This is a genomic window from Syntrophorhabdaceae bacterium (assembly GCA_035541755.1).
GTDB lineage: Bacteria > Desulfobacterota > Syntrophorhabdia > Syntrophorhabdales > Syntrophorhabdaceae > PNOF01.
The window spans coordinates 17,285-39,234 of record DATKMQ010000164.1 but is presented as its reverse complement, the minus strand read 5'-3'; the positions used below and the strand labels follow the sequence as shown (position 1 = coordinate 39,234).

General features: G+C 51.3%; 21 protein-coding genes. 5 read left to right on the top strand and 16 right to left on the bottom strand.

Annotation, left to right across the window (positions count from 1 at the left end):
* On the top strand, positions 1-537 hold a 537-nt coding region (locus VMT62_15850; protein ID HVN97903.1), incomplete at its 5' end, for a hypothetical protein.
* A gap of 180 nt (positions 538-717) precedes the next feature.
* Here the strand turns inward: VMT62_15850 and VMT62_15845 are convergent.
* The 3 genes from VMT62_15845 to VMT62_15835 all read right to left on the bottom strand — a co-directional run bounded on the left by VMT62_15845 (position 718) and on the right by VMT62_15835 (position 4,083).
* The gene (locus tag VMT62_15845) at positions 718-1,695 is read right to left on the bottom strand and encodes a P1 family peptidase (GenBank protein HVN97902.1); all 978 of its coding nucleotides are present in this window, start codon (positions 1,693-1,695) and stop codon (positions 718-720) included.
* Positions 1,696-1,812: 117 nt separating this feature from the next.
* The gene (locus VMT62_15840; protein HVN97901.1) at positions 1,813-3,468 is read right to left on the bottom strand and encodes an FAD-binding protein; all 1,656 of its coding nucleotides are present in this window, start codon (positions 3,466-3,468) and stop codon (positions 1,813-1,815) included.
* A gap of 36 nt (positions 3,469-3,504) precedes the next feature.
* Positions 3,505-4,083, bottom strand: coding sequence for a YkgJ family cysteine cluster protein (locus tag VMT62_15835; protein ID HVN97900.1), 579 nt, complete (start codon positions 4,081-4,083; stop codon positions 3,505-3,507).
* Positions 4,084-4,662: 579 nt separating this feature from the next.
* Here VMT62_15835 and VMT62_15830 point away from each other — a divergent pair.
* Positions 4,663-5,724, top strand: coding sequence for a radical SAM protein (locus VMT62_15830; protein HVN97899.1), 1,062 nt, complete (start codon positions 4,663-4,665; stop codon positions 5,722-5,724).
* Between the two features lie 68 nt (positions 5,725-5,792).
* On the opposite strand, the gene VMT62_15825 is transcribed toward VMT62_15830, so the two are convergent.
* The 4 genes from VMT62_15825 to VMT62_15810 all read right to left on the bottom strand — a co-directional run bounded on the left by VMT62_15825 (position 5,793) and on the right by VMT62_15810 (position 8,727).
* Positions 5,793-6,251, bottom strand: coding sequence for a redoxin domain-containing protein (locus VMT62_15825; protein ID HVN97898.1), 459 nt, complete (start codon positions 6,249-6,251; stop codon positions 5,793-5,795).
* A 168-nt stretch (positions 6,252-6,419) separates the two neighbouring features.
* Positions 6,420-6,899 carry a response regulator gene (locus VMT62_15820; protein ID HVN97897.1) on the bottom strand — a complete coding sequence of 160 codons (480 nt, stop codon included), beginning with the start codon at positions 6,897-6,899 and terminating at the stop codon, positions 6,420-6,422.
* Between the two features lie 267 nt (positions 6,900-7,166).
* On the bottom strand, positions 7,167-7,976 hold the full coding sequence (locus VMT62_15815) for an ABC transporter permease (GenBank protein ID HVN97896.1): 810 nt from the start codon (positions 7,974-7,976) through the stop codon (positions 7,167-7,169).
* Between the two features lie 4 nt (positions 7,977-7,980).
* On the bottom strand, positions 7,981-8,727 hold the full coding sequence (locus tag VMT62_15810) for an ABC transporter ATP-binding protein (protein ID HVN97895.1): 747 nt from the start codon (positions 8,725-8,727) through the stop codon (positions 7,981-7,983).
* Between the two features lie 259 nt (positions 8,728-8,986).
* On the opposite strand from VMT62_15810, the gene VMT62_15805 reads away from it, so the two are divergent.
* The gene (locus VMT62_15805; protein ID HVN97894.1) at positions 8,987-9,505 is read left to right on the top strand and encodes a response regulator; all 519 of its coding nucleotides are present in this window, start codon (positions 8,987-8,989) and stop codon (positions 9,503-9,505) included.
* Between the two features lie 143 nt (positions 9,506-9,648).
* Positions 9,649-10,719, top strand: a complete 1,071-nt coding sequence (locus VMT62_15800) for a DUF362 domain-containing protein (protein ID HVN97893.1) — start codon at positions 9,649-9,651, stop codon at positions 10,717-10,719.
* 21 nt (positions 10,720-10,740) lie between these two features.
* On the opposite strand, the gene VMT62_15795 is transcribed toward VMT62_15800, so the two are convergent.
* The 8 genes from VMT62_15795 to accD form a co-directional block, all read right to left on the bottom strand.
* Entirely contained in the window at positions 10,741-11,514 is a 774-nt protein-coding gene (locus VMT62_15795; GenBank protein HVN97892.1) for a UDP-2,3-diacylglucosamine diphosphatase, read from the bottom strand.
* Entirely contained in the window at positions 11,469-12,311 is an 843-nt protein-coding gene (gene rfbD / locus VMT62_15790) for a dTDP-4-dehydrorhamnose reductase (protein HVN97891.1), read from the bottom strand. Before rfbD ends, VMT62_15795 begins: the two co-directional genes overlap by 46 nt.
* Positions 12,308-13,321 carry a dTDP-glucose 4,6-dehydratase gene (gene rfbB / locus VMT62_15785; GenBank protein ID HVN97890.1) on the bottom strand — a complete coding sequence of 338 codons (1,014 nt, stop codon included), beginning with the start codon at positions 13,319-13,321 and terminating at the stop codon, positions 12,308-12,310. The genes rfbD and rfbB overlap by 4 nt, the downstream gene beginning before the upstream one ends.
* On the bottom strand, positions 13,314-13,769 hold the full coding sequence (locus tag VMT62_15780; GenBank protein ID HVN97889.1) for a dTDP-4-dehydrorhamnose 3,5-epimerase family protein: 456 nt from the start codon (positions 13,767-13,769) through the stop codon (positions 13,314-13,316). Before VMT62_15780 ends, rfbB begins: the two co-directional genes overlap by 8 nt.
* Before the next feature lie 12 nt (positions 13,770-13,781).
* The gene (locus VMT62_15775; GenBank protein HVN97888.1) at positions 13,782-14,510 is read right to left on the bottom strand and encodes a sugar phosphate nucleotidyltransferase; all 729 of its coding nucleotides are present in this window, start codon (positions 14,508-14,510) and stop codon (positions 13,782-13,784) included.
* 81 nt (positions 14,511-14,591) lie between these two features.
* A complete protein-coding gene (lptD, locus tag VMT62_15770) occupies positions 14,592-16,622 on the bottom strand; it encodes an LPS assembly protein LptD (protein HVN97887.1) in 2,031 nt (676 codons plus the stop codon).
* On the bottom strand, positions 16,609-17,853 hold the full coding sequence (locus VMT62_15765) for a folylpolyglutamate synthase/dihydrofolate synthase family protein (GenBank protein ID HVN97886.1): 1,245 nt from the start codon (positions 17,851-17,853) through the stop codon (positions 16,609-16,611). Before VMT62_15765 ends, lptD begins: the two co-directional genes overlap by 14 nt.
* 23 nt (positions 17,854-17,876) lie before the next feature.
* The gene (accD, locus tag VMT62_15760) at positions 17,877-18,740 is read right to left on the bottom strand and encodes an acetyl-CoA carboxylase, carboxyltransferase subunit beta (protein ID HVN97885.1); all 864 of its coding nucleotides are present in this window, start codon (positions 18,738-18,740) and stop codon (positions 17,877-17,879) included.
* Positions 18,741-18,789: 49 nt separating this feature from the next.
* Here accD and VMT62_15755 point away from each other — a divergent pair, with 49 nt between their 5' ends.
* Positions 18,790-19,398, top strand: coding sequence for an alpha/beta fold hydrolase (locus tag VMT62_15755; protein HVN97884.1), 609 nt, complete (start codon positions 18,790-18,792; stop codon positions 19,396-19,398).
* 102 nt (positions 19,399-19,500) lie between these two features.
* On the opposite strand, the gene VMT62_15750 is transcribed toward VMT62_15755, so the two are convergent.
* Positions 19,501-21,933: an ATP-binding protein gene (locus VMT62_15750; protein ID HVN97883.1), complete on the bottom strand. Its 2,433-nt coding sequence runs from the start codon at positions 21,931-21,933 to the stop codon at positions 19,501-19,503.
* Between the last annotated feature and the right edge of the window lie 17 nt (positions 21,934-21,950).

Sequence of the window (21,950 nt, the reverse complement as noted above, 5' to 3'; positions counted from 1 at the left end):
GCTCTCGTGGCGGCCTATGAGGTGAGCGGCAATCAAAAACATCTTGATCGTGCTCAAGGTCTTATGGATAGCTGCCTGAATGGGTTCTGGGATCATGAGAACGGCGGCTTTTTCGACACCGAAGACGAGGTTGTGGGAATGAGGCTTAAGGGCATAGAAGACACCCCCCATCCTTCGGCCAACGGGCTTGCGGTAATTGTACTTCTCAAGCTCGCCTTAATATCAGGCCGTGATGCGTACCGACAGCATGCCGGAGAACTGTTGGATGTATTCGCCGGCGATGCGCAGCTTATGGGAATCCACGGGGCCTACTATTTTTGCGGCATCGACGCGTTTCAACATATGCTCAAAACCACGGTCAATGCCCCGCCCGATTCGGCGCTCGCCCAATCGGTACGCGCCATCTATTACCCCTACGAATGTATCGTCTATGGCGAGGATGCGGGCGGGCTCATCCCCTGCGTCGGAAACACCTGCTACGAGCCTCTTGATACTGCCGACAAGTTCAAAGAGTTTGTCACCACGCTAAGCTCATAGATCACCCCTTTTGACCGGGTAATACCCCTATCGGATACTACGTGTGTGTGCGATGATCTATTCCCCTCTGAAGTTCTCTATATGTGAGGACGGGCAACGGATTTTTTGCCGGTAATGGAGGTACAGCAGAGACTGTTCTGAACTATCTTGAGTTTAAGGACGAGGATACGAAACCGCAGGCTACCGCGTATCCCTATAACATTTTAAATTGTACAAGGGCCCTGCGTTCTTTACGGCGGCGATGATTGCGTGCTCCATGGCTCGCGCGGCAAGCATTCCGACTACACTTACGTCCCGCTCTGTTTCGCCTAAGGCCATGGCGAAAATCGTATCCCCATCAAACATGGTATGGGCCGGTCGCATGGTCCTCGCGTAGGCGTTCTGGCTCATGGACGCCACCTTGGTGGCCTGAGCCTTTGTCAGAGAAGCATTGGTGACTACGACGCCCACGGTGGTGTTACCGCCAAACAGGTTTGTTCCTTTGCTTTGTGCCCGGACCATGATCTCCTCGGTATTGGCAATAGTCTTTCCATCTTCGTTGAGAACGCCCGCCAAGACCTCTCCGGTGGCCGGATCGATTACGTCGCCCAGGCAATTGACCGCCACGATGGCCCCGACCTTGAGCTCGTCCGCCTTTAGGGCGTACATGCCAAGACCGCTTTTCATGGCCCGTGTAACGCCCATAATCTTGCCTACCGTGGCTCCGGTTCCGGCGCCAACATTTCCCTGCCTTGACTCGCCAACATGCGCATTGACGCAGGCCTGGTATCCCATTTGCTTGTCCGGCCGTATCCTTGAGTCACCCACGGTAAGATCGAAAAGCACAGCACCCGTGACAATAGGAACGCGGGTAACCCTTACGTCGAAGCCGATATGTTTCTCTTCGAGAAACTGCATGATACCTGCAGCCGCGTCAAGGCCGAAGGCGCTCCCGCCGGCAAGAAAGACTGCGTTGACCTTCTCTATGAGGTTCGTGGGCGCGAGTAGATCGGTCTCTCTGGTGCCGGGCGCACCGCCACGGACATCGACACCCGTTATGGCCCCCTGCTCGCTGATAATAACGGTGCATCCGGTAGCCGCTTCCCTGATGTCGGCATGGCCGATCTTAATAGCATCAAAATCAGAAAAAGGTATTTCTTTGATCATTGTCTCTCCCATGCAGATTCCTCTCAACATATATCGATGCGTTTTTCCGGGTAACTGTAGTCTGCCGCCGGCATATTTCCCCATGCCCGCCAGCCAGATACTCCGCTATCCTGTCAGTCCTGTTCCGGCTCATTCTTTGAAGGGCTTTTCGGCCGCCGCCTGGTTCCCTGCAATGGCCCCGAAAGCTATCGCCTCAGGATAGTTCGACCCCGGCTCATAGAGAAAACCGAAGAATGAACCGAGTTCTCCCGCTGCATAAAGCCTGGGTATCGGGCGATTGTCCGGATCAAGGACCTGGGCGAATTTGTTCCGCCTGGGTCCGCCCTGCGTGTTGACAATGGCCAGGCCCATTTCGAGCGCGTAGTAAGGAGGCGTAAGAATCGGCGCCATAGAATCCTTGTCTCGGCCAAATGAAAGGTCTTTGCCGGCAGCCGAGTATTGATTGAATTCTGCCACGGTCTTTTCGAGTTCGGTGCGGTTAATCTTTATCTTTTCCGAGAGGTCGCCCACCTTATCGCCCCGCACGATCCACCCTTTTTCGATTTCTGCGCTGTTGTCCGTGCTCCAGTCGTAGACTCCATGGACGGCGTTATAGCCCACCGGGCCCGCAGATCTCTCAAGAGGACCGCCTGTGCGATATGCTTCATCGAACACCAGATACGCCGGAACATGAGGATATTCCGCGCGATCGTGATCAAGGTAAAGCACTTCCAGGGGCCCCTTGAAATGATAGTAGCGTTTTGTCTCCTTCATGAACCGTTTCCCGTATTTGTTGACGAAAATAAAACTGCCGCCCTGCTGTTTCGCCGGAATGCCGGAATAGATAGCGGTACCAAAAAGCTTACTGGGAGCGCGTGCGCAGAAGCCATACCACTGGAGAGAGGCCGTATGCCACAGGTACGCGCCCGCACCGGCTGCCATTTTCAAGCCATCTCCCGTGTTGCCCGGGGTTCCGAGAGGAAAAACGAAATCGTTTAATCCCGGATAATTATAGTATCCGAACATCTCAGGGTTACTTTCGTACCCTCCGCAGCTCAAAATCACACCCCTTTCCGCCTTGATGTAGATTTCTTTTCCCTGATTTTCCGCCTTGACGCCCACGATTTCGCCTGTTTCCGGAACCTGCACGAGGTTCCGAGCGGCCGTCTTCAGCATCACATTGATCCCTCTTTTTTGCACATGCCCTCGCAAAAAGGCAAACCCCTCTTTTCCGGTGGGATTGAATCTTGAGACCGTCAGTTTTGCGTCCCGCAAAGCCTCATACATGGAGCGACTCCTCACCGTTCTCAGTCGAGCGCCAAGCCGGGATAAAAGATCCTCCACACCGACCATAGCCCGAGCAAACCCCTCTACCATATCCTCGTCGACCGTTCCGCCTGAAAGTTTTCGGTAGTGGTTTACTGCCTCGGAAACCCCATTGGGGATCACTATACCTCCAAAACAAACCCCGCTATTTCCCCCGGGAACGGCCATCTTTTCCAGGATCACGACCTTTGCTGACGCGTCGTGGGCCGCTATCGCGGCGCTCGCCCCGGTCGGCCCAAAGCCGATGACGACCACGTCCGCCGAGACATCCCACCTGGCAACGCTCATCACATTCACGGGTTTTGCATTCGCCACGCCGAGTCCCGCCACAGTGAGAGCGCCCGCCCCTGCGAGCATCCCTTTGAGAAAGGCCCTGCGGTCTGCATCCTCAGGGTCATGCATCGGTATCTCGTCCTCTTGACATTTGATGCCTCGAATTTCTTTGGCGCTTTGTTTTTTCCGACCCGGCTTCGCCTGCATTCTATCCCATCTCCTGATACGCCTCTATTTACTATCTCATGGACCCTCTATCTTATGAGGTCCGTTCAAGAGCCGAAGGGATCCTTTCTTTGCGGAACAGAGTTCCCTCAAGGGGATTCGCGTATGACTCTGATATTTTTTATCTGGCACCGACACGATAAAATCACGATTGATCCGGTTTAACTCGGCATTGATCCGTTCGACGTCGAGGAGCATGTCCCCGGTGAACTCGGTCTCGTCAGATGCGGAGAAATTCAATTCACAGTATGATACATCCCACCGCGGCTCATCGGAAGAATCATCGATGAAAAGTATTGGGAGTCCATGGGTGCGGCAAATGATGGGGCGATAGGGATAGATGCGACAGATCCTCTCGTGGAGAAAACCGCAGGGAGCAATCTCATCGAAGGATATCTTCTCAGCATGCACCCCGGCCCGTTTCATCTCGCTCATTATGGCAAAGAACTCGACGGGAAAGACCGTCAGGTTCACGCAACATCCATCACAACCCCGATGGCAGGTTATGTTTCCACCGTGCATGGTCACGAGCCGATTTGCTTCGCCATCAACCCATTGACGCAGATTCATATAGTCCTTCAGGGGGTCCGTGTTCATATGAGCCGGTCCATATGTGCTTTTCGCCACTCAGTGCGCTTAAGAAGCGCTACGAAAAAAGCATTCTTCGCTGATTCTTAGAATATGTGTGCACGCTCTTCACATTCTATTTCGCTTTCAAACTTCTTGCAAACGTTTTTTGTGCGCATTGGTCGCCACGTGGGATAAATGGTTTCCGGACCCTACTCGGGTCACAATCCATGGGGATAGATTCGCTTCTCAATCGCATGGGTCTTTCTGTACCATAAGCCTCCCGTAGCAGATCGGGGAGAAGTCCGTCTGCCCTTTCAAGAAACGATTGACTTTTCTATTTACCGCTCTTATAGTGTCCTTATCATCTTCATATCGGCAAATATCGCAGGAAAGGAGGTGAAAAATCATGCAGAAACCAAGAGACAGGAAGTTGGCCGAAAAGGAGGCATTGTTCTGGAATGGAATCAAGAAGACCCTGGGAAAGGATATCGGTAAAAAATGCCTCAAGTGAAAGAGCTGAAAGAGTTAAAGTTGCAGGTCTGCAACTTCATCTCTGACAGGCAGGCAAGGCTCGGCTTTTCCTGCCTGTCTTAATTATCTTGCCCTATGGAATATAGCCAGACAAATACCGCAACAGATACGTTCGATTTTTTCGTACAATGGCATCTTACCGAGCGATGTAACCTCACGTGTGCGCACTGTTACCAGGGACAGGACGTGCCCCTGGAAATGAGCGCAGACGCAATCGGGAAGACCATAGGGACTGTTTCTGACACGATCCGGTACTGGTCAGATACCTATGAAATACCCTTTTCGACGAGTTTCAGTATCACGGGCGGTGAGCCTTTTCTTAAGGGCGACCTCGCGTCAATCCTTAAAAAGGTAGCGGGGGCCGGTTTCGCTGTATCCGTACTGACAAACGGGACCCTGATAGACCGCGATAAGGCCCGCATGCTCGCGGACACGCCCGTCAGAGGGGTACAGGTGAGCCTTGAGGGGCCCGAACCCGTGCATGAATCGATCCGGGGAAAAAAGAGCTTTTCGTCGGCGCTTAAGGGCGTCCGGTATCTGACAGACGCCGGTGTACAGGTCACGCTGAATGTTACGCTTTCTCAACTGAATGTCGATTATTTCACGGACATGATAGCCCTCGCAGGTAGCCTCAGTGTTCCCTATCTCGGTTTCTCACGACTCGTCCCTTTCGGAAGAGGGCTCAATCTGTTATCCGGAATGCTCACGCGAGAACGGATTAAAGAGGTCTATGAGGAGATATTTTCCCTTGAAACCCCTGGTCTCGAAATCGTAACGGGCGATCCACTCGCATCGCAGTTAAGACACGCGCCGCCTGATGACAGGGAGGATGCTTTTCCGTCCGGCGGCTGCGCCGCCGGTGTATCGGGAATGACGTTACTTCCTGACGGAACAATTACGCCATGCAGGAGGCTACGTATCCCCGTGGGTAATATACTGAAAGACCCGCTGAGGCAGGTGTGGGCCGCCTCAGACGTGCTCAATGCCTTGAGAAATAAAGGCCTTTATAAAGGGAAATGCCGCACCTGCGCCCGGTGGTCAAACTGCCGGGGTTGCCGGGCCATCGCCTATGCATGGTCTTTGTCTCAGGGAAGAGGTGATCTGCTCGAAGAAGACCCCCAGTGTTTTATCGTGTGACGGTCAGCTTTACGCGGATTTCGTGTGGCCCCGCAGACTGCCGGGAACATGAGGGTAAGGATGCCTCTTCACGCAAGGGCCTTCAGGATCTCCGCTATATCCGGCAACTCACGAATGGGATAGACCTTGACGAAAACAACCCTCTGCTTTTCGTCGAGAATGAGATTGGCGCGCTCGGAAAAACCGTTCGCCTCTCTGAATATGCCGTATGCCTTGGCTATTTTTCCGTGGGGCCAAAAATCGGAAAGCAGCCTGGTATTATGAATGCCGAGCTCTTTTGCCCATGCATTCTTGGAAGGCACGGTATCGACGCTCAGACCCAGGGCCACTGTATTCAGCCGATCGAACGCCTCCTTATTCGCCTCCAACGATTTCATTTGTTCCGCGCAGACGCTGGTCCAAGCAAGGGGATGAAAGGAGAGAAGTACCTTCTTTCCTGTAAGATCCGAAAGCCTGCATTCCCTATCATCCTGATCTTTTAACGTGAACGCTTTTGCTTTGCTCCCCGTTTCTATTAGCTTTGACATGCCTAACCTCCTTTTTCGGGTAACTCTTTCATTGATAAGCATGCGCCGGCACTTTAGCAAGTCTTAACAGGTAAGAGAATCCTTACCCGTTAATGGAATGATGAGGAAGACGTGCTGTGTAAGTGTCAATTATGGCTTAAGATTTCGGGCCTCAAAGCAAGGAAGATGTCAGTGATGTTTCCAGACAATCCCCAGGACTATGCCGAGGATTATCCATATTGGCACGGATATGATAACGGCCCATAAGACCCCGCTCAACTTCTTGAGAGAGGATTTGAGATGACGCGTCATCAATGCCCTTTCAACTTTGATCCTGAGATCGTCGAAGTTGAAGGGTTTGACGATATAATCGTAAGCTCCTGCCTTGATGGCTTGCACAGCGGTTTCCAGGGTGGGGTATCCGGTGATGAGAAAAAAGAGCAACTGGCTATCCTTCTTGAGAAGCTCTTTCAAGAGTTCTATACCGTTTATGTCTGGCATAACGAGATCGGAGATCACAAGATCATAGGTCTCAGGCGCGAACTTTTTCAACGCATCTCCCCCGGAGTCGGCTGACACAACCTCGTATCCGAGATCATGCAAAAAATCCATGAGCAAATTTCTGATCATTTCATCATCATCGACGATGAGAATACTTCTCTTCTCCATTATTCCCCCTGCCTCATAGATGAATTTGTTCTTTTCCGTCGCGGCAGCGTTTTTGCAATCAGGGTTTCTTGCACGCCTCTGTCACGATCTGTCCTCGTCCTCGCCGAACATGTGCGCAAGACGCTTGTTTTCTTTAGTTTTTCCCACACTCAGAGCATTATTGCAAGAAAAATATTACAAACCGGCTTTGAGCGGGCTTTTCTGTTTTTCGTCAGGGCGAGAGCAGCTTAATATTTCAGGGGCTTGGCGCGTCGTCTCACGGGCTAATTATAGCGCTTCGGCGTTGAACCGAGCGATGCTTCCGTTTCTCAAATTCTTGCGGTAAATGGCAATGAAGAAACGGGCCGTTAAGAGGAGATAGGCAAGAGAGAGGAGTGTGCCCATTAAGAGATTAAAAGTAATGTTGCCCGGGGCTGACCCTGTTGCGAGCACGGCCCGTATGCTTTCGAACACATAGGATGGCGGGATGAGCCTCGCGAAGATCGCAAAGGTGCGAGGCAGGGTCGAGATAGGATAGAAGACCCCTGCAAAAATGGAAAGCACCAGAGGGATCGGCCAACCGAGCCACTCCGCCGAAGGCCCAAGCCGAAAAATCATGGCCGAGACGAAGATGCCCATCGCCATGCCAAAAATGAAGAGTATGACCATGAAGGGAACAAGCAGCACCCCGATTTTCAGAATGTTGTAACCAAATACCGCTCCCGCCATGGCCGCTGTGACAAGAAAACCGGTAAGGCCGGTGGCGATACTTGTTAACACAAGGCCCGTCACGTATTCCCCGATCGTAAGAGGTGAGGCAAAGAAATTGATGAAATTCTGACTCCATACGTCTTCGAGAAAGGCCATCATGATCCCTTGCTGGATTCGCGTCATGAATCCCCAGAGGATGACGGCGCCAAGTATTACGGTAATGAAGCCGAAGGTCGCCTGTCCCAGTGTGCCAAGATACTTGCTGATCAGACCCCACTGGAGAATATCGATGATCAACCATACAAAAATGCTGACAAGGCGTGTGGGGTTGCCCGTGAATAGAAAAAACTGGCGAACGAAAATGGCTTTGATTCTTGATATGCTCATGAACTTATGTCTCCAGGCGAAGAGGCTCTCTGGCCACGGTTATGAAGAGTTCTTCCAGATCGGTCTTGCCATGCTCCTGAGGCAGGGTTCTGGGATTGCCGCTTAAGAGGATTTTACCGTGCGAAAGGAATAAGACTCGATCGCAAATGGCCTCAATCTCGTGCATGTTGTGAGAAGTCCAGAGTATGGCTGCCTGAGTCCTCGCGACATATTCCTTTATTCTCTCGCGAATCAGTTGAGAAATGCTTGGATCGAGCGAGGCAGTGGGTTCGTCGAGAAGCAAAAGACAGGGCTCGTTCATTACGGCCTTGGCCAGGTTAAGACGGCTCAACTCTCCCGACGAAAGCAGTCCCGCCTTGGTATCGGCGAAGGTTTCGAGATCGAATTCTGTGAGAAGACGCTTCATGGTTTTTTTGAGGTCCTTAATTTCGTACAACAGACCAAAGACATAGAGGTTTTGCCGGACCGTAAGGTTTGCCGGCATATGGGCGTAGACGGCCGCAAAGTTGACGCTCTTGCTGATTTCCGATCTGAACTCCTTCAGGGTTTTCCCCAGCATCTCTATTGCACCGTCGGTCGGTTCCAGGATACCGAGGATCATGTTAATGGTGGTAGTCTTACCCGCGCCGTTCGGCCCCAACAGGCCCACTATCTCTCCAGGATTTATGGAAAAGGAAATGTGGTCCACGGCCTTTAAGTCTTCGTATTGTTTTGTCAAGCCTGAGATCGTAAGAATCGTCCCGTTCGTCATAGGTGCCCAATTATATGAAAGTTGCGGGTGCTTGTCAAAGCCGTGTTCCCCGTGCAGCGTACGCAGAATATAAGCATTCGCGCCCGCAGGATGGCTTTTCGATACCCGTGGGTTGGCTAGGGGGCTAGGGGTACAGGCTTTGTTTTCTATTGACATTTATCAGAGTAGACTCGATAATTTATACTAACAGTAGGGTTGTTCTTTATTCGGTTATTGCACGAGCTTCCAAAATTCATTTCAGTCTTCGGGAAGGAGGATCATGATGAAGGAATCGGTTTTGAACACTATGAGGATTCTGGCCGTGGATGATGAGCCGGACGTTCTTGAAACATTGAAAGAGGAGATATTGTCCGTGGCTCCGGACTGTGCCATCGATACGGCAACCTCGTATGAGAAGGCGAGCGAGCTGCTTGCATCCTGGACGTACGATCTCGCGATTTTCGACATCATGGGCGTCCAGGGCTTCGACCTTCTCGAAAAAGCCACAGATCGACCCTATCCCGTGCCGGTTGTTATGTTGACGGCGCACGCCCTTTCTCCCGAATCACTGAGGAAATCGATCGAGCTTGGGGCCAGGGCTTACCTTCCCAAGGAGAGGCTGGGGGCCGTTGTACCATTTCTGGAAGATGTGATGACCTATGAATATGGCGCCGCCTGGAAGCGTGCTTTCAAACAGCTTGAGGGGCTTTTCAATAAAGCATGGGGACCCTACTGGCGTAAGCCAGACGAGAAGTTCTGGAACGAGTTTGAACAGAAAATCGCCGCCCAGAGGGAGTAAAGAAACAATTAGAAAGCCGCCTCCCGAGGGCCGTGCACCTGCCCGACAGGGAGTCTCCATTCTGTGCCTGACGTTCATAACAAACACCTGAACCCACGCCTTAAGGGGGGACGGTATTATATTATAGATAAGGGCTAAGACTTATGCCGAAAGTAATGATCCATCCTGCCACCTATGAGAACGTGCGCAAGGCCGTAGATCAGGCCTTCGCACTTTTTCCACTCACGCTTCGGAACAGAAAGGTCTTCATAAAACCGAACGTGCTTCGGGAGTCCGAGCCTGCTCAAGCGATCGTGACCAATCCGGCCGTGCTTCGCGCCGTGGTGGAGAAGGTAGAGACCATGAATCCGGCATCCATCACTGTGGGCGATAATCCCGGTGTTTTTTGCTACGGGGCGAATGAGGAGACCTTCAGGACGACCGGCCTCATGGAAGCGGCCAAGGGTTATTATCAGAATATCGGTAACGACGCCAGGGAAGTGGACTTCAACCCTTCATTCGCTCCTAAAGTGAGCCTCTCCCGGATTGTTTTCGAGGCGGATATTACTATCAGTCTCCCCAAGTTCAAAACCCACGGGTTAACCGTGATAACGGGGGCGATCAAAAATAGTTACGGTTTCTTGCCCGGCGCTCAGAAGGCAAACATGCATATGACTGCGGGATCCGCCGAGCGCTTCCACGAGATGATAGTCGATCTCTTTGAGATCAGGGTGCCCGATCTATTCATAATGGATGCCGTGGTCGGCATGGAGGGTAATGGTCCGGCGTCCCCCGACCTCCGCGACATCGGTCTCGTCCTCGCTTCCGATAACGCCGTGGCACTCGATGCAACCGTCGCGAGGATCATGGGGATTGAAAATCCCGGCCAGCTTAAGTTTCTGCGAAGGGCCAAAGAGAAGGGCCTGGGGGATTATGCATCGGAGGCCATCGAGATAATCGGGGAACTGAAACCGCTACCCGCCTTCAAGCTTCCTCCGGCGAGCGGGGAGATAGTGACTAAGAACGAATCTATGCAGACCTTATTGCGAGCTCGCACGTCTTTGAGGCCAACGGCCGACCTTAAGCTGTGCACAGGCTGCGGCACGTGCTCCGATCAGTGTCCTGCGTCCGCTCTATCCATACGTGACGGTGTTCCTCAAGTGGACGCTTACAAGTGCATCGCCTGTTTTTGCTGTCAGGAGATCTGTCCTGAGCGGGCGATCACCCTGAAATAGACTTCTCTCGCGTGAGAAAAATCATCTGCCCTCGTGGCGTGACGGGTCAAATCTCTCCAGCATAAAACCCCTGCCGGTCTCATACGACACATAATCGAGGTCCCTGCCGAAATCGCCCGTATTGACGTAGAGCCTCTTTTTTTGTGTGACCTCAAATTCCACCATATCGCTCATATGCGAATGGGCGAGTACGATCACATCGTATTCTCTGCTCAATTCCTTGCGGGCATATTCCCGAAAAATATCTCTCGTCCTCTCGTTGTAGGGCTTTACCTTCCGCGAGAGGAACGTGGCAGCGGCTTTTGCTACTTTCCACGTGAGGCGCGGCCCGAGAAAATCCATAATTGCGTAGACGAATCGTGTCTTGAGAATGCTACCCAGATAGAAACGATGGGAACCGTGGCCGTGAGACATAAAAACCCTCTTGCCGTCGAGATTCATGGTCACGTCCTGCTTGCAAGAAATGCCCGTATAATTCTGGAAATATCGCCCCATGCCGAACTCATGATTTCCTTCAAAGAGTATTACCGTCTTGCCCATCGATGAGAGTCTCTTCAGGATATCTACGACCCCATTATACCAGGGGTAAATATAGCCGTCATAGCCGTGATAGAATTCAAATAGATCTCCCAAAATAAAAACTGCATCGGCGCGCTCAAGCACGTCTTCGGAGAATTTTTCGATAAGTTCTATCTTGTCTGTATCGTTGCGGTCCAGATGCGCATCGGAAAAGAAGATCGCCCTCACCGTCACACCCCTGTCACAGCAAGGTACTCTCTTAACGCTTCCTGCCACGGTCTCATCTTGAGTCCCGTATCTTTCTGGAATTTCCACATGTCAAAGACGGAATACTGGGGCCGTTTTGCTTTTCTGGCAAGTTCGGCCGAAGATATGGGCGTGATCGCAACGTCCATTTTGAGAAGGGAGAATATCTCTACGGCAAAGTCGAACCATGTGCAGGAGCCGCTGTTAGCGAGATGATAAACGCCCGTCTTTCCCTGTTCTATAAGGGCGATCAGCGGAGCTGCCAAATCCTTCGCGTAAGTGGGCGAGCCTCTCTGGTCGTTCACTACACGGAGAAGACCGTCCCGCTTAGCCGCTTCTACGACCTTGGTTATGAAATTCGGTCCACCTTCTCCGTATAGCCACTGCGTTCGAATAATGAGCGACAAAGGGCTCTCCTGAAGAACGGCCCGTTCACCCATAAGCTTTGTCGCGCCATAAACGGATTGTGGGTTCGGCCGATCATCCTCTTTGTAAGGAACTTTTTTTGTGCCGTCAAATATGTAGTCGGTGCTGAAATGGATGAGCCGGACGGCGCGCTGCATGCACAGAGCGGCAACCACGCGGGCTCCGTGGGTATTTACCCTCTCTGCCAATTCCTGTTTATCTTCGCACCCGTCAACGTCGGTCAAGGCGGCGAGATTGATCACTACATCGGGACGGTACTTGTCAAGGTGGTTCTCGCCTGATACCTTATCGGTAATGTCCCAGGTATCGATATCGCAGACCGTAAGATCGAATCTCTCTTCCAATATGGGGGCAATGTTCGCGCCCAGAAGGCCGTGACCCCCGACAATAAGCACTTTCATCTGTTTTCGTACATGGTCTTGTAGTATTCCATATAGGCCCCGCTTTTGATACGCTCCCACCACTCACGGTTCTCCCTATACCACATCACCGTCTCTTCCATGCCCTGGGCAAAATCGACTCGCGGCTGAAAACCAAGTTCGCGTTGCAGTTTCGTTGAGTCGATAGCGTACCGCCTGTCGTGACCCGGCCTGTCTTTCACGTACCTGATGAGCGTCTCAGGTTTTTTAAGGATCTTCAAAATCAGTTTGACGATTTCAATATTGGTCCGCTCGTTCTCGCCACCCACGTTGTATACATTGCCTTCCTTGCCCTTGTGGAGAACAACGTCAATGGCCTCGCAATGGTCGGCCACGTGGATCCAATCCCTGATATTGAGACCGTCTCCATATACCGGAAGCTCCACGTCGTGAAGCGCGTTGCTGATGATAAGCGGGATCAGCTTCTCAGGGAACTGATACGGTCCGTAGTTATTCGAGCATCGCGTGACAACGACCGGCGTTCCGTAAGTTTTGTGGTAAGCCATGGCCAGTACATCGGCGGATGTTTTGGATGCGGAGTAAGGGCTGTTGGGGGCAAGCGGCGTCTCTTCACTGAATTTTCCCTGCCTGCCCAAAGATCCGTATACCTCGTCGGTAGAAATCTGGACAAACTTCTTCACGCCCTTTTTTCTGGCCATTTCAAGAAGATGGAATGTCCCATTTATATTCGTCTTAATGAATGTCTCAGGATCAAGAATGCTTCGATCCACATGAGATTCGGCAGCGAAGTTGACCACCATTTCGATGGGGAGCTCGAAAACCCGCTCCACGTCCGATATCTGCGCGATATCCCCTCTGAAAAAGGTGTACCGCTTATCATTTTCAATATCCTTGAGGTTCTCGAGATTACCTGCGTACGTAAGCTTATCAAAATTGACTACACGATAGTCGTGCTGCGCCAGCATGCGGCGCACGAAGTTGGACCCGATGAACCCGCAACCTCCGGTGATGAGAATGTAGGGCTCAGCCATCTTTTCTCTCCCATGTATAGGGTATATCGTTTACGTGAGGGTCCAACCGGTACTCATCAGGATTTGTGCGGTTGTAGGGCGCCGTGGGCACATTGATTATTAGGGCCTCTTCCTCACTTATGCACTTCCACCCGTGGTATATCATACGGGGAACCTTCACGAGCATCCGGTTATCATCGCCTATGAAGAGTTCGTTGACCTGGCCGAAGGTCGGGGATTTCTTTCGAGCGTCATAGAGGACGAGCTTGAGCATCCCTCTTACGCAGGTAATATAATCGTCCTGCTTTTTGTGATAGTGCCACGCCTTGACCACATGAGGGTATGTTGTCGTCAGGTAGACCTGGCCGAACGCCTGAAATATTCCATCATCGTTCCTTAATATTTCCATGAGCCTTCCCCGTTCATCGGGGATGCACTTGAGCGGTTTCGTTACTACCCCGTCTATCATATTGAACCCCCTCTACTTGTTGTTTGCTCCTGTCTGTGACACAAGAACACTGGCCCTCAAGAGCGACTCAAAAGTTCCTGCGTCGGTCCACCACCCTTCAAGCATCTCCCAGGACATGAGCCCTTCCCGGACGTATGCGTTGTTCACATCGGTGATTTCCAGCTCGCCTCTGTCAGAGGGTTTCAATGTCTTCACAATATCAAAGACGCGGCCGTCATACAGGTAGATCCCGATAACGGCAAGATTGCTTTTGGGCCGCTTTGGTTTTTCCACGATATTGATGAGCTTCCCCTTTTCTATCTCTGCTACTCCGAATCGTTCCGGATCGGGAACTTCCTTGAGGAGTATTTTTGCGCCCTTTTTCTGTTTCTGAAAATCATTGACGGCCTTTATAATATTCTTCTCAATAATATTGTCCCCGAGGATCACGCATATGGGCTCGCCATCAGCGAAATATTCGGCCAGCGAAAGTGCGTCGGCGATACCGCCTTCCCCTTCCTGATATGTATAGTTGATATGTTGTAAGCCGAATTCTTTCCCATTGCCCATAAGCCTCAAGAAGTCGCCCGCGTGGTTTCCGCCTGTTACAATCATAATGTCCGTAATCCCTGCGTTGATGAGCGCTTCGATAGGATAGTATATCATCGGCTTATTGTAGACCGGAAGCAGGTGTTTGTTCGTGATCTTGGTTAAGGGATGTAACCTCGTCCCGAGACCGCCGGCCAGTATGATCCCCTTCATGATGCCTCCTTTACCCTCTGCCTTGTCCTTTTTCGATCTTCATTCATGGCTTGCTTATGCACTCACCCCTCACCCATCCCGTCATCTCATAGTAAGGCCCGCAAGGTCGAAGGTAATGTTTATTCTTGTGTCCCTCGGCCTTTTGGTCTGGGTAAGGGCAATCGTGGTCGACCAACAACCGGGACGGTACCTGAGCTTATAGAGCGTGTCAACCCAGTCCTGGTCCATGAAGGAATATCTTATCTGATAACCTGCCTCAAACTGCTTGTAGGTAGCGCCGACATCGAAAAAGGCCTCGTTGGTGAGGTCGGTAGTGTAGCTGTGCCAGATATTCACGTAATATTTCCCCGGCTGGGTTTGGCTTAACACATTGCGGATCGTCTTTATCCCCTCGCCGTTTACGCCAAGGTCGAGCTGGGTGGTGTAAGACATGCGTTGCGTAGGATAAAGGGTGAGTCTCGCATCGATGTCCGAGAACCGGTTGCCTGACCCGTCATAGGTGGGCGAGGGATCAAGGCTACCGGACAGGCCGTAGGTCTGCGCCAATTCAAATAGGGCCAGCTCCCTTTGCGCCCCCTGATTAAGCCCGTAAAGGTAATGGTTGAAGGAGTAAGTAATTGAGTTGGATTGATATATCCTGTCGTAGGGGTCTATGTTCGGAATGTTCACAAAAGACGTATTGGGCACGAAGGTGTACTTTACCTGGGGCCTGATCAGACTCTGCATTTCACCGATGTTAAAAAGGCTCGTATTGAAGTTTCTTATGAACTGCATGTTTGCATCGCCCTCAATACGAAAGGTATGCCTGTCGACCGCATCATGATCGATCGTGTCACTGTGGTCTATGAGGTAGGCGGTCTCGATCAATGTACCGCTCGCAAGAAGGTTCAGTCCATAGATCGAAAAGGGTAATCTTAAGCTCGGCTCTAAGGCGAGTCGCGAAAAGGTGTCCCCCTTGTCCCGATAAAAGGTCGTGAAGTTACTCGAAAAATCGGTGAACAGCTTGCCTTTGGCGAGTGGAATGTACTCGGTAAAAAAGCTTGTGCGGGGAAGGTATTGGTAAGTGGCATCATTATTCCTCTGGGTGAGATCCCTGAAATAAGCCATCTCCGTGGTGAGGAGCGATTTTTCAAAAGGCTTTTCCACATAGGCCGTGGATTTCAACTGATTCTCGGCCCTCTCCTGGACGCTTGTGCCGAAGTCCGCCAGGTAATCTTTATCAGATATAAAACGAAGATCCGCCTTCAGTTCCAGGTCATTGAAGAATTTCTCCTCGTGCTTACCTCTTAATTGCCACCGGGTGCCATCGTACTCCTTGTCCTGTATGATGGAATAATCCCAAGCACCCTTTATATCGTCTCTTAAGGCATACCTGAATTGCATCCCAGGGGCAAAGCCCCTGTTCTCCAGGTAGTTCAGGTAGAACGTTGCATCCTTGTCTTTAGAGATGGCCCAATAGTAAGCAGTATTGATCATTGTCCCGTTTCTCGTAGATAACGCCACCTCGGGCAAAAGAAGACCCGACTGCCTTTCCGTTTTTACCGGGAACATACCCCACGGAAAATAGAAGACCGGATAATCGAGAATACGAAACGTTGCACTCTTCGTCTTTGCATAGCCCTCGACAGTGATGTCCACGTCACTCGCCGTAAACTTCCAGGCCGGCTTGTCCCACCCGCAGGTCGTAAACTCTCCTCTGCGCATAACGTACTCGGATTCGCCGACTTTTTCCATATTCTGACCGGACACATAGAAGTTACCCTCTTTGATATAAATCTTCGCATTCTCCAAGGTCCCTTTTTTCGTCTCCAGATTGAGCTGCATCCTGTCGCATTCAACCCTGTCCCCCTGCTCCTGGAAAACCACATTTCCCTCTGCAGTGACGTCCTTTGTGGTGTCGTTATACACCATGTAATCGGCCTTCAAGCTCCTCATGCCTTCTTTCAGGTCTACGTCGCCTCTCGCTATATACGTGTTGTCCTCGCGGTTGTGCTCGAGGTAGCGTGCCGTCATGTCCACAGGTCCCGTGAGGCGAAAATCAGCCGGGCTCGCCGAAGCTAATAAGGGGACGAGCAAAAAGATGGCGGGGATGATGATCCTAAGAACGTTCATTGATGATCGTCTTTGCCTCCCCGATTGTGTAGAAAGATCCCGTGACTAAAATAAGGTCATCTCCGGTTGCTATGGCTTTTGCCTGTGTGAGGGCGCCTCTCGTGTCATCGGCCACCATGGCATGTGGCACATATGCTTTTAACTCGTGCGGAGAGAGCGCTCTTTCGATGTCAGGTTTGGTAAAAATAACAACATCCACGACAGGTGCGATCTCCTCGAGCATCTTGTCGTACGCCTTATCTTTCATCACGCCGAAGACGAGTATTTTCCTTTTGTCCTGAAAATGGCTGCGCATGAACTCTGATAAAGCATGCGCCCCATTAGGATTGTGGGCTCCGTCCAGAAACACCAGAGGGTTTTCGCCTATTTTCTCAAGTCTTCCCGGCCACTTCACGTGTGACAGCGCGTGCCGAATCGTCTCATCGGTAACGGAAAAACCTGAGTGTGAGAGCACCTCGGATGCGCTGAGCGCCAGGGCACAGTTGGTAAGCTGGTGATCGCCGTAGAGGTTGACCGTGACGTCCGGTAGATCCCGGCCGATCCCTCTATATGCGAGCCTTCGGTCGCCCGTCTTTTCATAGGAAAAATCCTGATCGAGGACGTAGGTCTTATCCTTAAGGGCGCTCGCCCTGTTCTTCACAATTTCTCGCGCCTCCCCTTCACAGCCGGTAATGACCGGCACGCCCGGCTTGATGATCCCCGCCTTTTCCCCGGCAATCTTCTCTATGGTGTCGCCCAGCTGTTCCATGTGATCAAAGGCAACATTGGTAATTATGGAGAGGAGAGGCTCAATTACGTTCGTGGAGTCGAGCCTGCCGCCAAGCCCCGTTTCGATGACGGCAATATCGACCTGTTTTTCTCTAAAGTATTGGAGGGCGAGCGCCGTGGTAAAATCGAAGAAGGTGAAGAACCTGTCTTTGTCTCTCTCATCCACAGCGCGGCGGATAAACTCGACGAGTTGAGCTACCTCATGTTCCTCTATTTCTTCCTCGTTCACGGCGATCCGCTCAGTGAAAGAAACGAGGTGTGGCGATGTATATTTACCTACCCGGAAGCCTCCCTCTTTCAGAATGTTGCAGAGCATGGCGGCCGTGGATCCTTTCCCGTTTGTGCCGGCAATGTGGACTGTTTTGATGTAATCCTGGGGGTTTCCTATGGCATCGAGCAACCAGGTGATATTATCGAGCCCGAAGACCATGCCGAAACGTTCCAGACCGAAGAGATATTTCAAGGTCTTCTCGTATTCATTTTTACTCATACAATTAGTGAGAGTATGGCGTATAGTTTCTGTTTCAGTTCTCTTCTCGGCGTGATCATGTCGATCATGCCGTGTTCCAGAAGATATTCCGCCCTCTGGAATCCTGGGGGAAGCTCCGCCTTGATCGTGTCCTTGATGACCCTCGCACCCGCGAAGCCTATCATTGCCTTAGGTTCGGCAATGATAACATCACCGAGCATACCCATGCTGGCCGTCACGCCTCCTAAGGTTGGGTCCGTCAGAATGCTGATATACGGGACGCCCTGTGACTTCAGATTGTATATGGCGCCGGATACCTTTGACATCTGCATGAGAGACATGATTCCTTCCTGCATTCTCGCACCGCCTGATGAGCAGAAAAGGATGACCGGCAGTTTTTTCAGCGTTCCCTCCTCAAGAATTCTCGTGAGTTTTTCTCCAACCACGGAACCAAGGCTGCCACCCATGAAATTGAAATCAAAAATGGCGGCCAGAACGTCTATACCGCCTATTTTAGCCCCGCCGCACACCATGGCGTCATTTCTTTGAGTCGATTCCTTGGTCTCGGCGAGCCTCGTTCTGTAGGGTTTCACGTCCTTGAACTTAAGAAAATCGATGGGTTCCACACCCTGATAATATTCCGCAAAGGTGTCTTTATCGAAGGTCAAAGCAATCCGTTCTTCGACGCTTATCGGAAAGTGGTAGACACATTTGGGGCAGACATGATGATTTCGTTCGACTTCTCTGATGTAGAGCAGCTCGTTACAGGATTTGCATTTTATCCAAAGCGATTCCTCTTTTTCTGCTTTTTTGACTTCTTTTTCGATATCGATTTCTTTATATGGCTTCTTTTCTTTGTCTTTCCTGGTGAAAAATCCCATTATTTTTCCTGTTGAATTTTTGCTGAAAAACTACCAAAATAACTATAGCATGTCAATAGAAAGGGTCACCATAGAGTCCGACCATCTGCTCGAGGGGGAGTTTCGTGATAAGGGCCGTCACGCAGGCGTTATCATATGCCATCCGCACCCTCTCTATGGGGGTGACATGGCCAATAATGTGGTCGGCGCCATTGAAGAAGGGTTCGCCTCACAGGGATACTCAACGCTCATCTTCAATTTCCGCGGTGTGGGCAGCAGCTTGGGTGAATATGACGAAGGAGAAGGCGAGGTTCGTGACGCCATTGCGGCGCTTGAGTACCTGTCCAAACGGCTCGACCAAGACGCCCGTGTCACGCTTGCCGGGTATTCGTTTGGCGCCTGGATAGTGAGCAGAGCGGCACTCAGTACAGAGCGATTTGAGGCCCTTTTCCTGGTTTCTTTTCCTTTCGTGGTCTACAAAAGCGATTACCTGAAGACCTTCAAGAAGAGGATGTACTTTGTCGGGGGTACCGAGGATGATGTCGCCCCAATCGACGATCTTTACGCCCTTTACCGGGAATTAACCATAAAAGAGAAGTTCCTCAAGGTTATCGCCACAACCCACTTCTACCCCGGTAAAGAGGCGGAAATAATCGATTTCATTAAAGAAAACTTTTAGTGGGGCTTGGCACTCGCCCCCTTAACGAGCGAAGCACCACCCGCAAGCGGGTACCCGGCCACCCCTTCTCGCGCACGTATGCGCTAAGCTGATCCACCCGGTCTATTCATCTTTCGGCTTAGGTGTCTCTTCGCCGTTTCCTTTTTCCTTTTCCTTCTGTTTCTCGAGCGCCTCGGAGATTTCGGTGAGGCGTTTTTCCACGAGATAGTTGATGGTGCCTTCGGGGTATGTGCCGTCCTGCTCAAGGTCGCCGGCCTTCACACCGGTCAGTATCTCAAGTCCCTCTTCCATGCGGTCGATCGTATAGATCGAAAAAAGACCTCGATTAACCGCGCTCACCACTTCATCGCTCAAGACCAAATTCTTCCGGTTTCTTCTGGGGATGATGACACCCTGCCTCCCCTCAAGGCCCCTCATCTTGCAGAGCTCAAAAAATCCTTCGATCTTCTGGTTTACCCCTCCGATGGGCTGCACGTCACCGTTCTGGTCCATCGATCCTGTCACCGCAAAACTTTGTTTGAGAGGCACACCGGAGATGCTGGAAAGCAGGGCATAGAGTTCCGCACAGGTGGCGCTGTCGCCCTCCACCATGTCGTAGAGCTGCTCGAATGTTATGGAAGCAGACAGGCTGATCGGCTTCTTCACCGCGTACTTGCTTCCCAGATAGCTCGTTATGATAAGAATTGCCTTTTCGTGGATCTTACCGCTCATTTTGGTTTCACGTTCGAGATTCACCACACCGGCCCGGCCTGCATAGGTTTTGGCGGTGATCCGGGAGGGCTTGCCGAAACTGTAATCACCCATATCCAGGACGGCGAGTCCGTTGATCTGACCGATCTTCTCTCCCGCCGTATTCACGATAAGGGTATCGTCAAGCATCATCTCCCTCAAACGCTCTTCTATCCTGTTGACTCTGAATATCTTCTCATCGACGGCTCTCGTTACGTGCTCTGCCTTCACAACGGCGCTTCCCTCCCGGTGAGCCCAGTAGTGAGATTCACGGACCAGATCACTAATATCGCTGAATTTCGTAGACAGCTTTTCCTGATGGTCGGCAAAACGTGAGCCGAATTCAACAATTTTGGCCACGCCGCTTTTGTCAAAAGGTAAGAGCTTTTCCTCTTTCTGACACTGCGCCACATACGTGGCGTATTTCTCCATATTTTCGGCGGTCCGATCCATCCTGCTGTCAAAATCCGCTTTGACTTTGAATAGCTCCCTTGATTCCTCATCGTAGCTATGCAAGAGGTAGTAGAGATAGGGATTGCTGATAATGACGATTTTCGCATTGAGCGGTATGGGCTCCGGTTTCAGCCCCGCGGTGCTGATGAGCCGGTATTGTTCCAGAACATCTTCTATCTTGATCTCTTTATTCTTCATGCACCGTTTCAATGCATCATACGAAAAGGTATTTTTCAGAAGCTCCATGGCGTCAACGATGAGATATCCGCCGTTGGCCTTATGCAACGCCCCCGCTTTTATCATGGTAAAATCGGTCGTCGCCATGCCGTATTGTACGTTGTATTCCATGCGACCGAAAAGGTTGAGATATGTGGGGTTACTCTCGTATACCACGGGGGCACCCCGGCCATCTCCGTTGTTCACAATGATATTTACAGAATACTTGGCAAAAGAGGTCTCTGCCTTGGGTAACTTCAAGAACGGCAGGGGAGAAGGAGGTTCCTCGGTCATCCTGAATTCATCGAGGTGCGTGAGGATCTCTTCTTTGGCGCTCTCAAGGTAACTGTTGACCTTCTCCCGATCTTTATACTTGGCCTGCATGGCATCAATGAGCGGGCCGACAAGATCCAGGGCTACCACCCTGTCGAGCTTTGAGAGCATGTCCCTGACGAGTTTTTCCGCTTCCCTCAAGACTCTGACCACGTCGTTTAACTTCTCCTGGAAGAATCGACCCGTCTCTTCCATCTTTTTGCGCGTCTTCTCGTCCAGGGCGTCGAATTCTTCTTTGGTGAGCAGTTCGCCTGTTTCTTTGATGGGCACGATGAGTACGCCAGTCGGGGTTCTCTTCACGGTAAAACCCCGTTCTTTCGCTTCTTCGTCGAGTCGGGAAAGATATTCGGCCTGTTTTTGCTGAAACTCGTCGATTACCTTGTTCTTCTGGACTTCATATTCCTTGGATTCAAAGGCCTTGGGTATCTCCAGCCTGAGCATCTTGATAAGCTCGTTCATTTCCTGCTGGAAGACAACCCCCTGGCCGGGCGCAAAAGAAAGCGCAATGGACAGATCGGGTTCCTTAAAGTTGTTGACGTAACACCAGTCCGGAGGCGTCTCTTCCTCGGCCGCTTTCTCATTAACCATGGACATGATGGTCGTCATTTTACCCGTGCCATTCTCGCCGATAGCAAAGATGTTGAACCCGGTACTGTCCATGCCAAGACCAAAATCAAGGGATTTGAGCGCCTTTTCCTGGCCGATGGTTCTGGGAAACGTGGTGATTTCTTCTGTGGTGTTGAATGAGAATGTCTCGGGATCGCATCGTTTATACAGATCTTGAGACCCTAGTTTTGTGATCACTGCTACCTCCTCAACGC

Bases quoted from the DNA above. Each gene is read 5' to 3' on its own strand.
- VMT62_15845 (HVN97902.1), bottom strand. From the start codon at position 1,695: ATGGGAGAGACAATGATCAAAGAAATACCTTTTTCTGATTTTGATGCT.
- VMT62_15830 (HVN97899.1), top strand. From the start codon at position 4,663: ATGGAATATAGCCAGACAAATACCGCAACAGATACGTTCGATTTTTTC.
- accD (HVN97885.1), bottom strand. From the start codon at position 18,740: ATGGGATTTTTCACCAGGAAAGACAAAGAAAAGAAGCCATATAAAGAA.
- VMT62_15815 (HVN97896.1), bottom strand. From the start codon at position 7,976: ATGAGCATATCAAGAATCAAAGCCATTTTCGTTCGCCAGTTTTTTCTA.
- VMT62_15840 (HVN97901.1), bottom strand. From the start codon at position 3,468: ATGCAGGCGAAGCCGGGTCGGAAAAAACAAAGCGCCAAAGAAATTCGA.
- VMT62_15820 (HVN97897.1), bottom strand. From the start codon at position 6,899: ATGGAGAAGAGAAGTATTCTCATCGTCGATGATGATGAAATGATCAGA.
- rfbB (HVN97890.1), bottom strand. From the start codon at position 13,321: ATGGCTGAGCCCTACATTCTCATCACCGGAGGTTGCGGGTTCATCGGG.
- VMT62_15835 (HVN97900.1), bottom strand. From the start codon at position 4,083: ATGAACACGGACCCCCTGAAGGACTATATGAATCTGCGTCAATGGGTT.
- VMT62_15800 (HVN97893.1), top strand. From the start codon at position 9,649: ATGCCGAAAGTAATGATCCATCCTGCCACCTATGAGAACGTGCGCAAG.
- rfbD (HVN97891.1), bottom strand. From the start codon at position 12,311: ATGAAAGTGCTTATTGTCGGGGGTCACGGCCTTCTGGGCGCGAACATT.
- VMT62_15805 (HVN97894.1), top strand. From the start codon at position 8,987: ATGATGAAGGAATCGGTTTTGAACACTATGAGGATTCTGGCCGTGGAT.
- VMT62_15825 (HVN97898.1), bottom strand. From the start codon at position 6,251: ATGTCAAAGCTAATAGAAACGGGGAGCAAAGCAAAAGCGTTCACGTTA.
- lptD (HVN97887.1), bottom strand. From the start codon at position 16,622: ATGAACGTTCTTAGGATCATCATCCCCGCCATCTTTTTGCTCGTCCCC.
- VMT62_15755 (HVN97884.1), top strand. From the start codon at position 18,790: ATGTCAATAGAAAGGGTCACCATAGAGTCCGACCATCTGCTCGAGGGG.
- VMT62_15775 (HVN97888.1), bottom strand. From the start codon at position 14,510: ATGAAGGGGATCATACTGGCCGGCGGTCTCGGGACGAGGTTACATCCC.
- VMT62_15780 (HVN97889.1), bottom strand. From the start codon at position 13,769: ATGATAGACGGGGTAGTAACGAAACCGCTCAAGTGCATCCCCGATGAA.
- VMT62_15810 (HVN97895.1), bottom strand. From the start codon at position 8,727: ATGACGAACGGGACGATTCTTACGATCTCAGGCTTGACAAAACAATAC.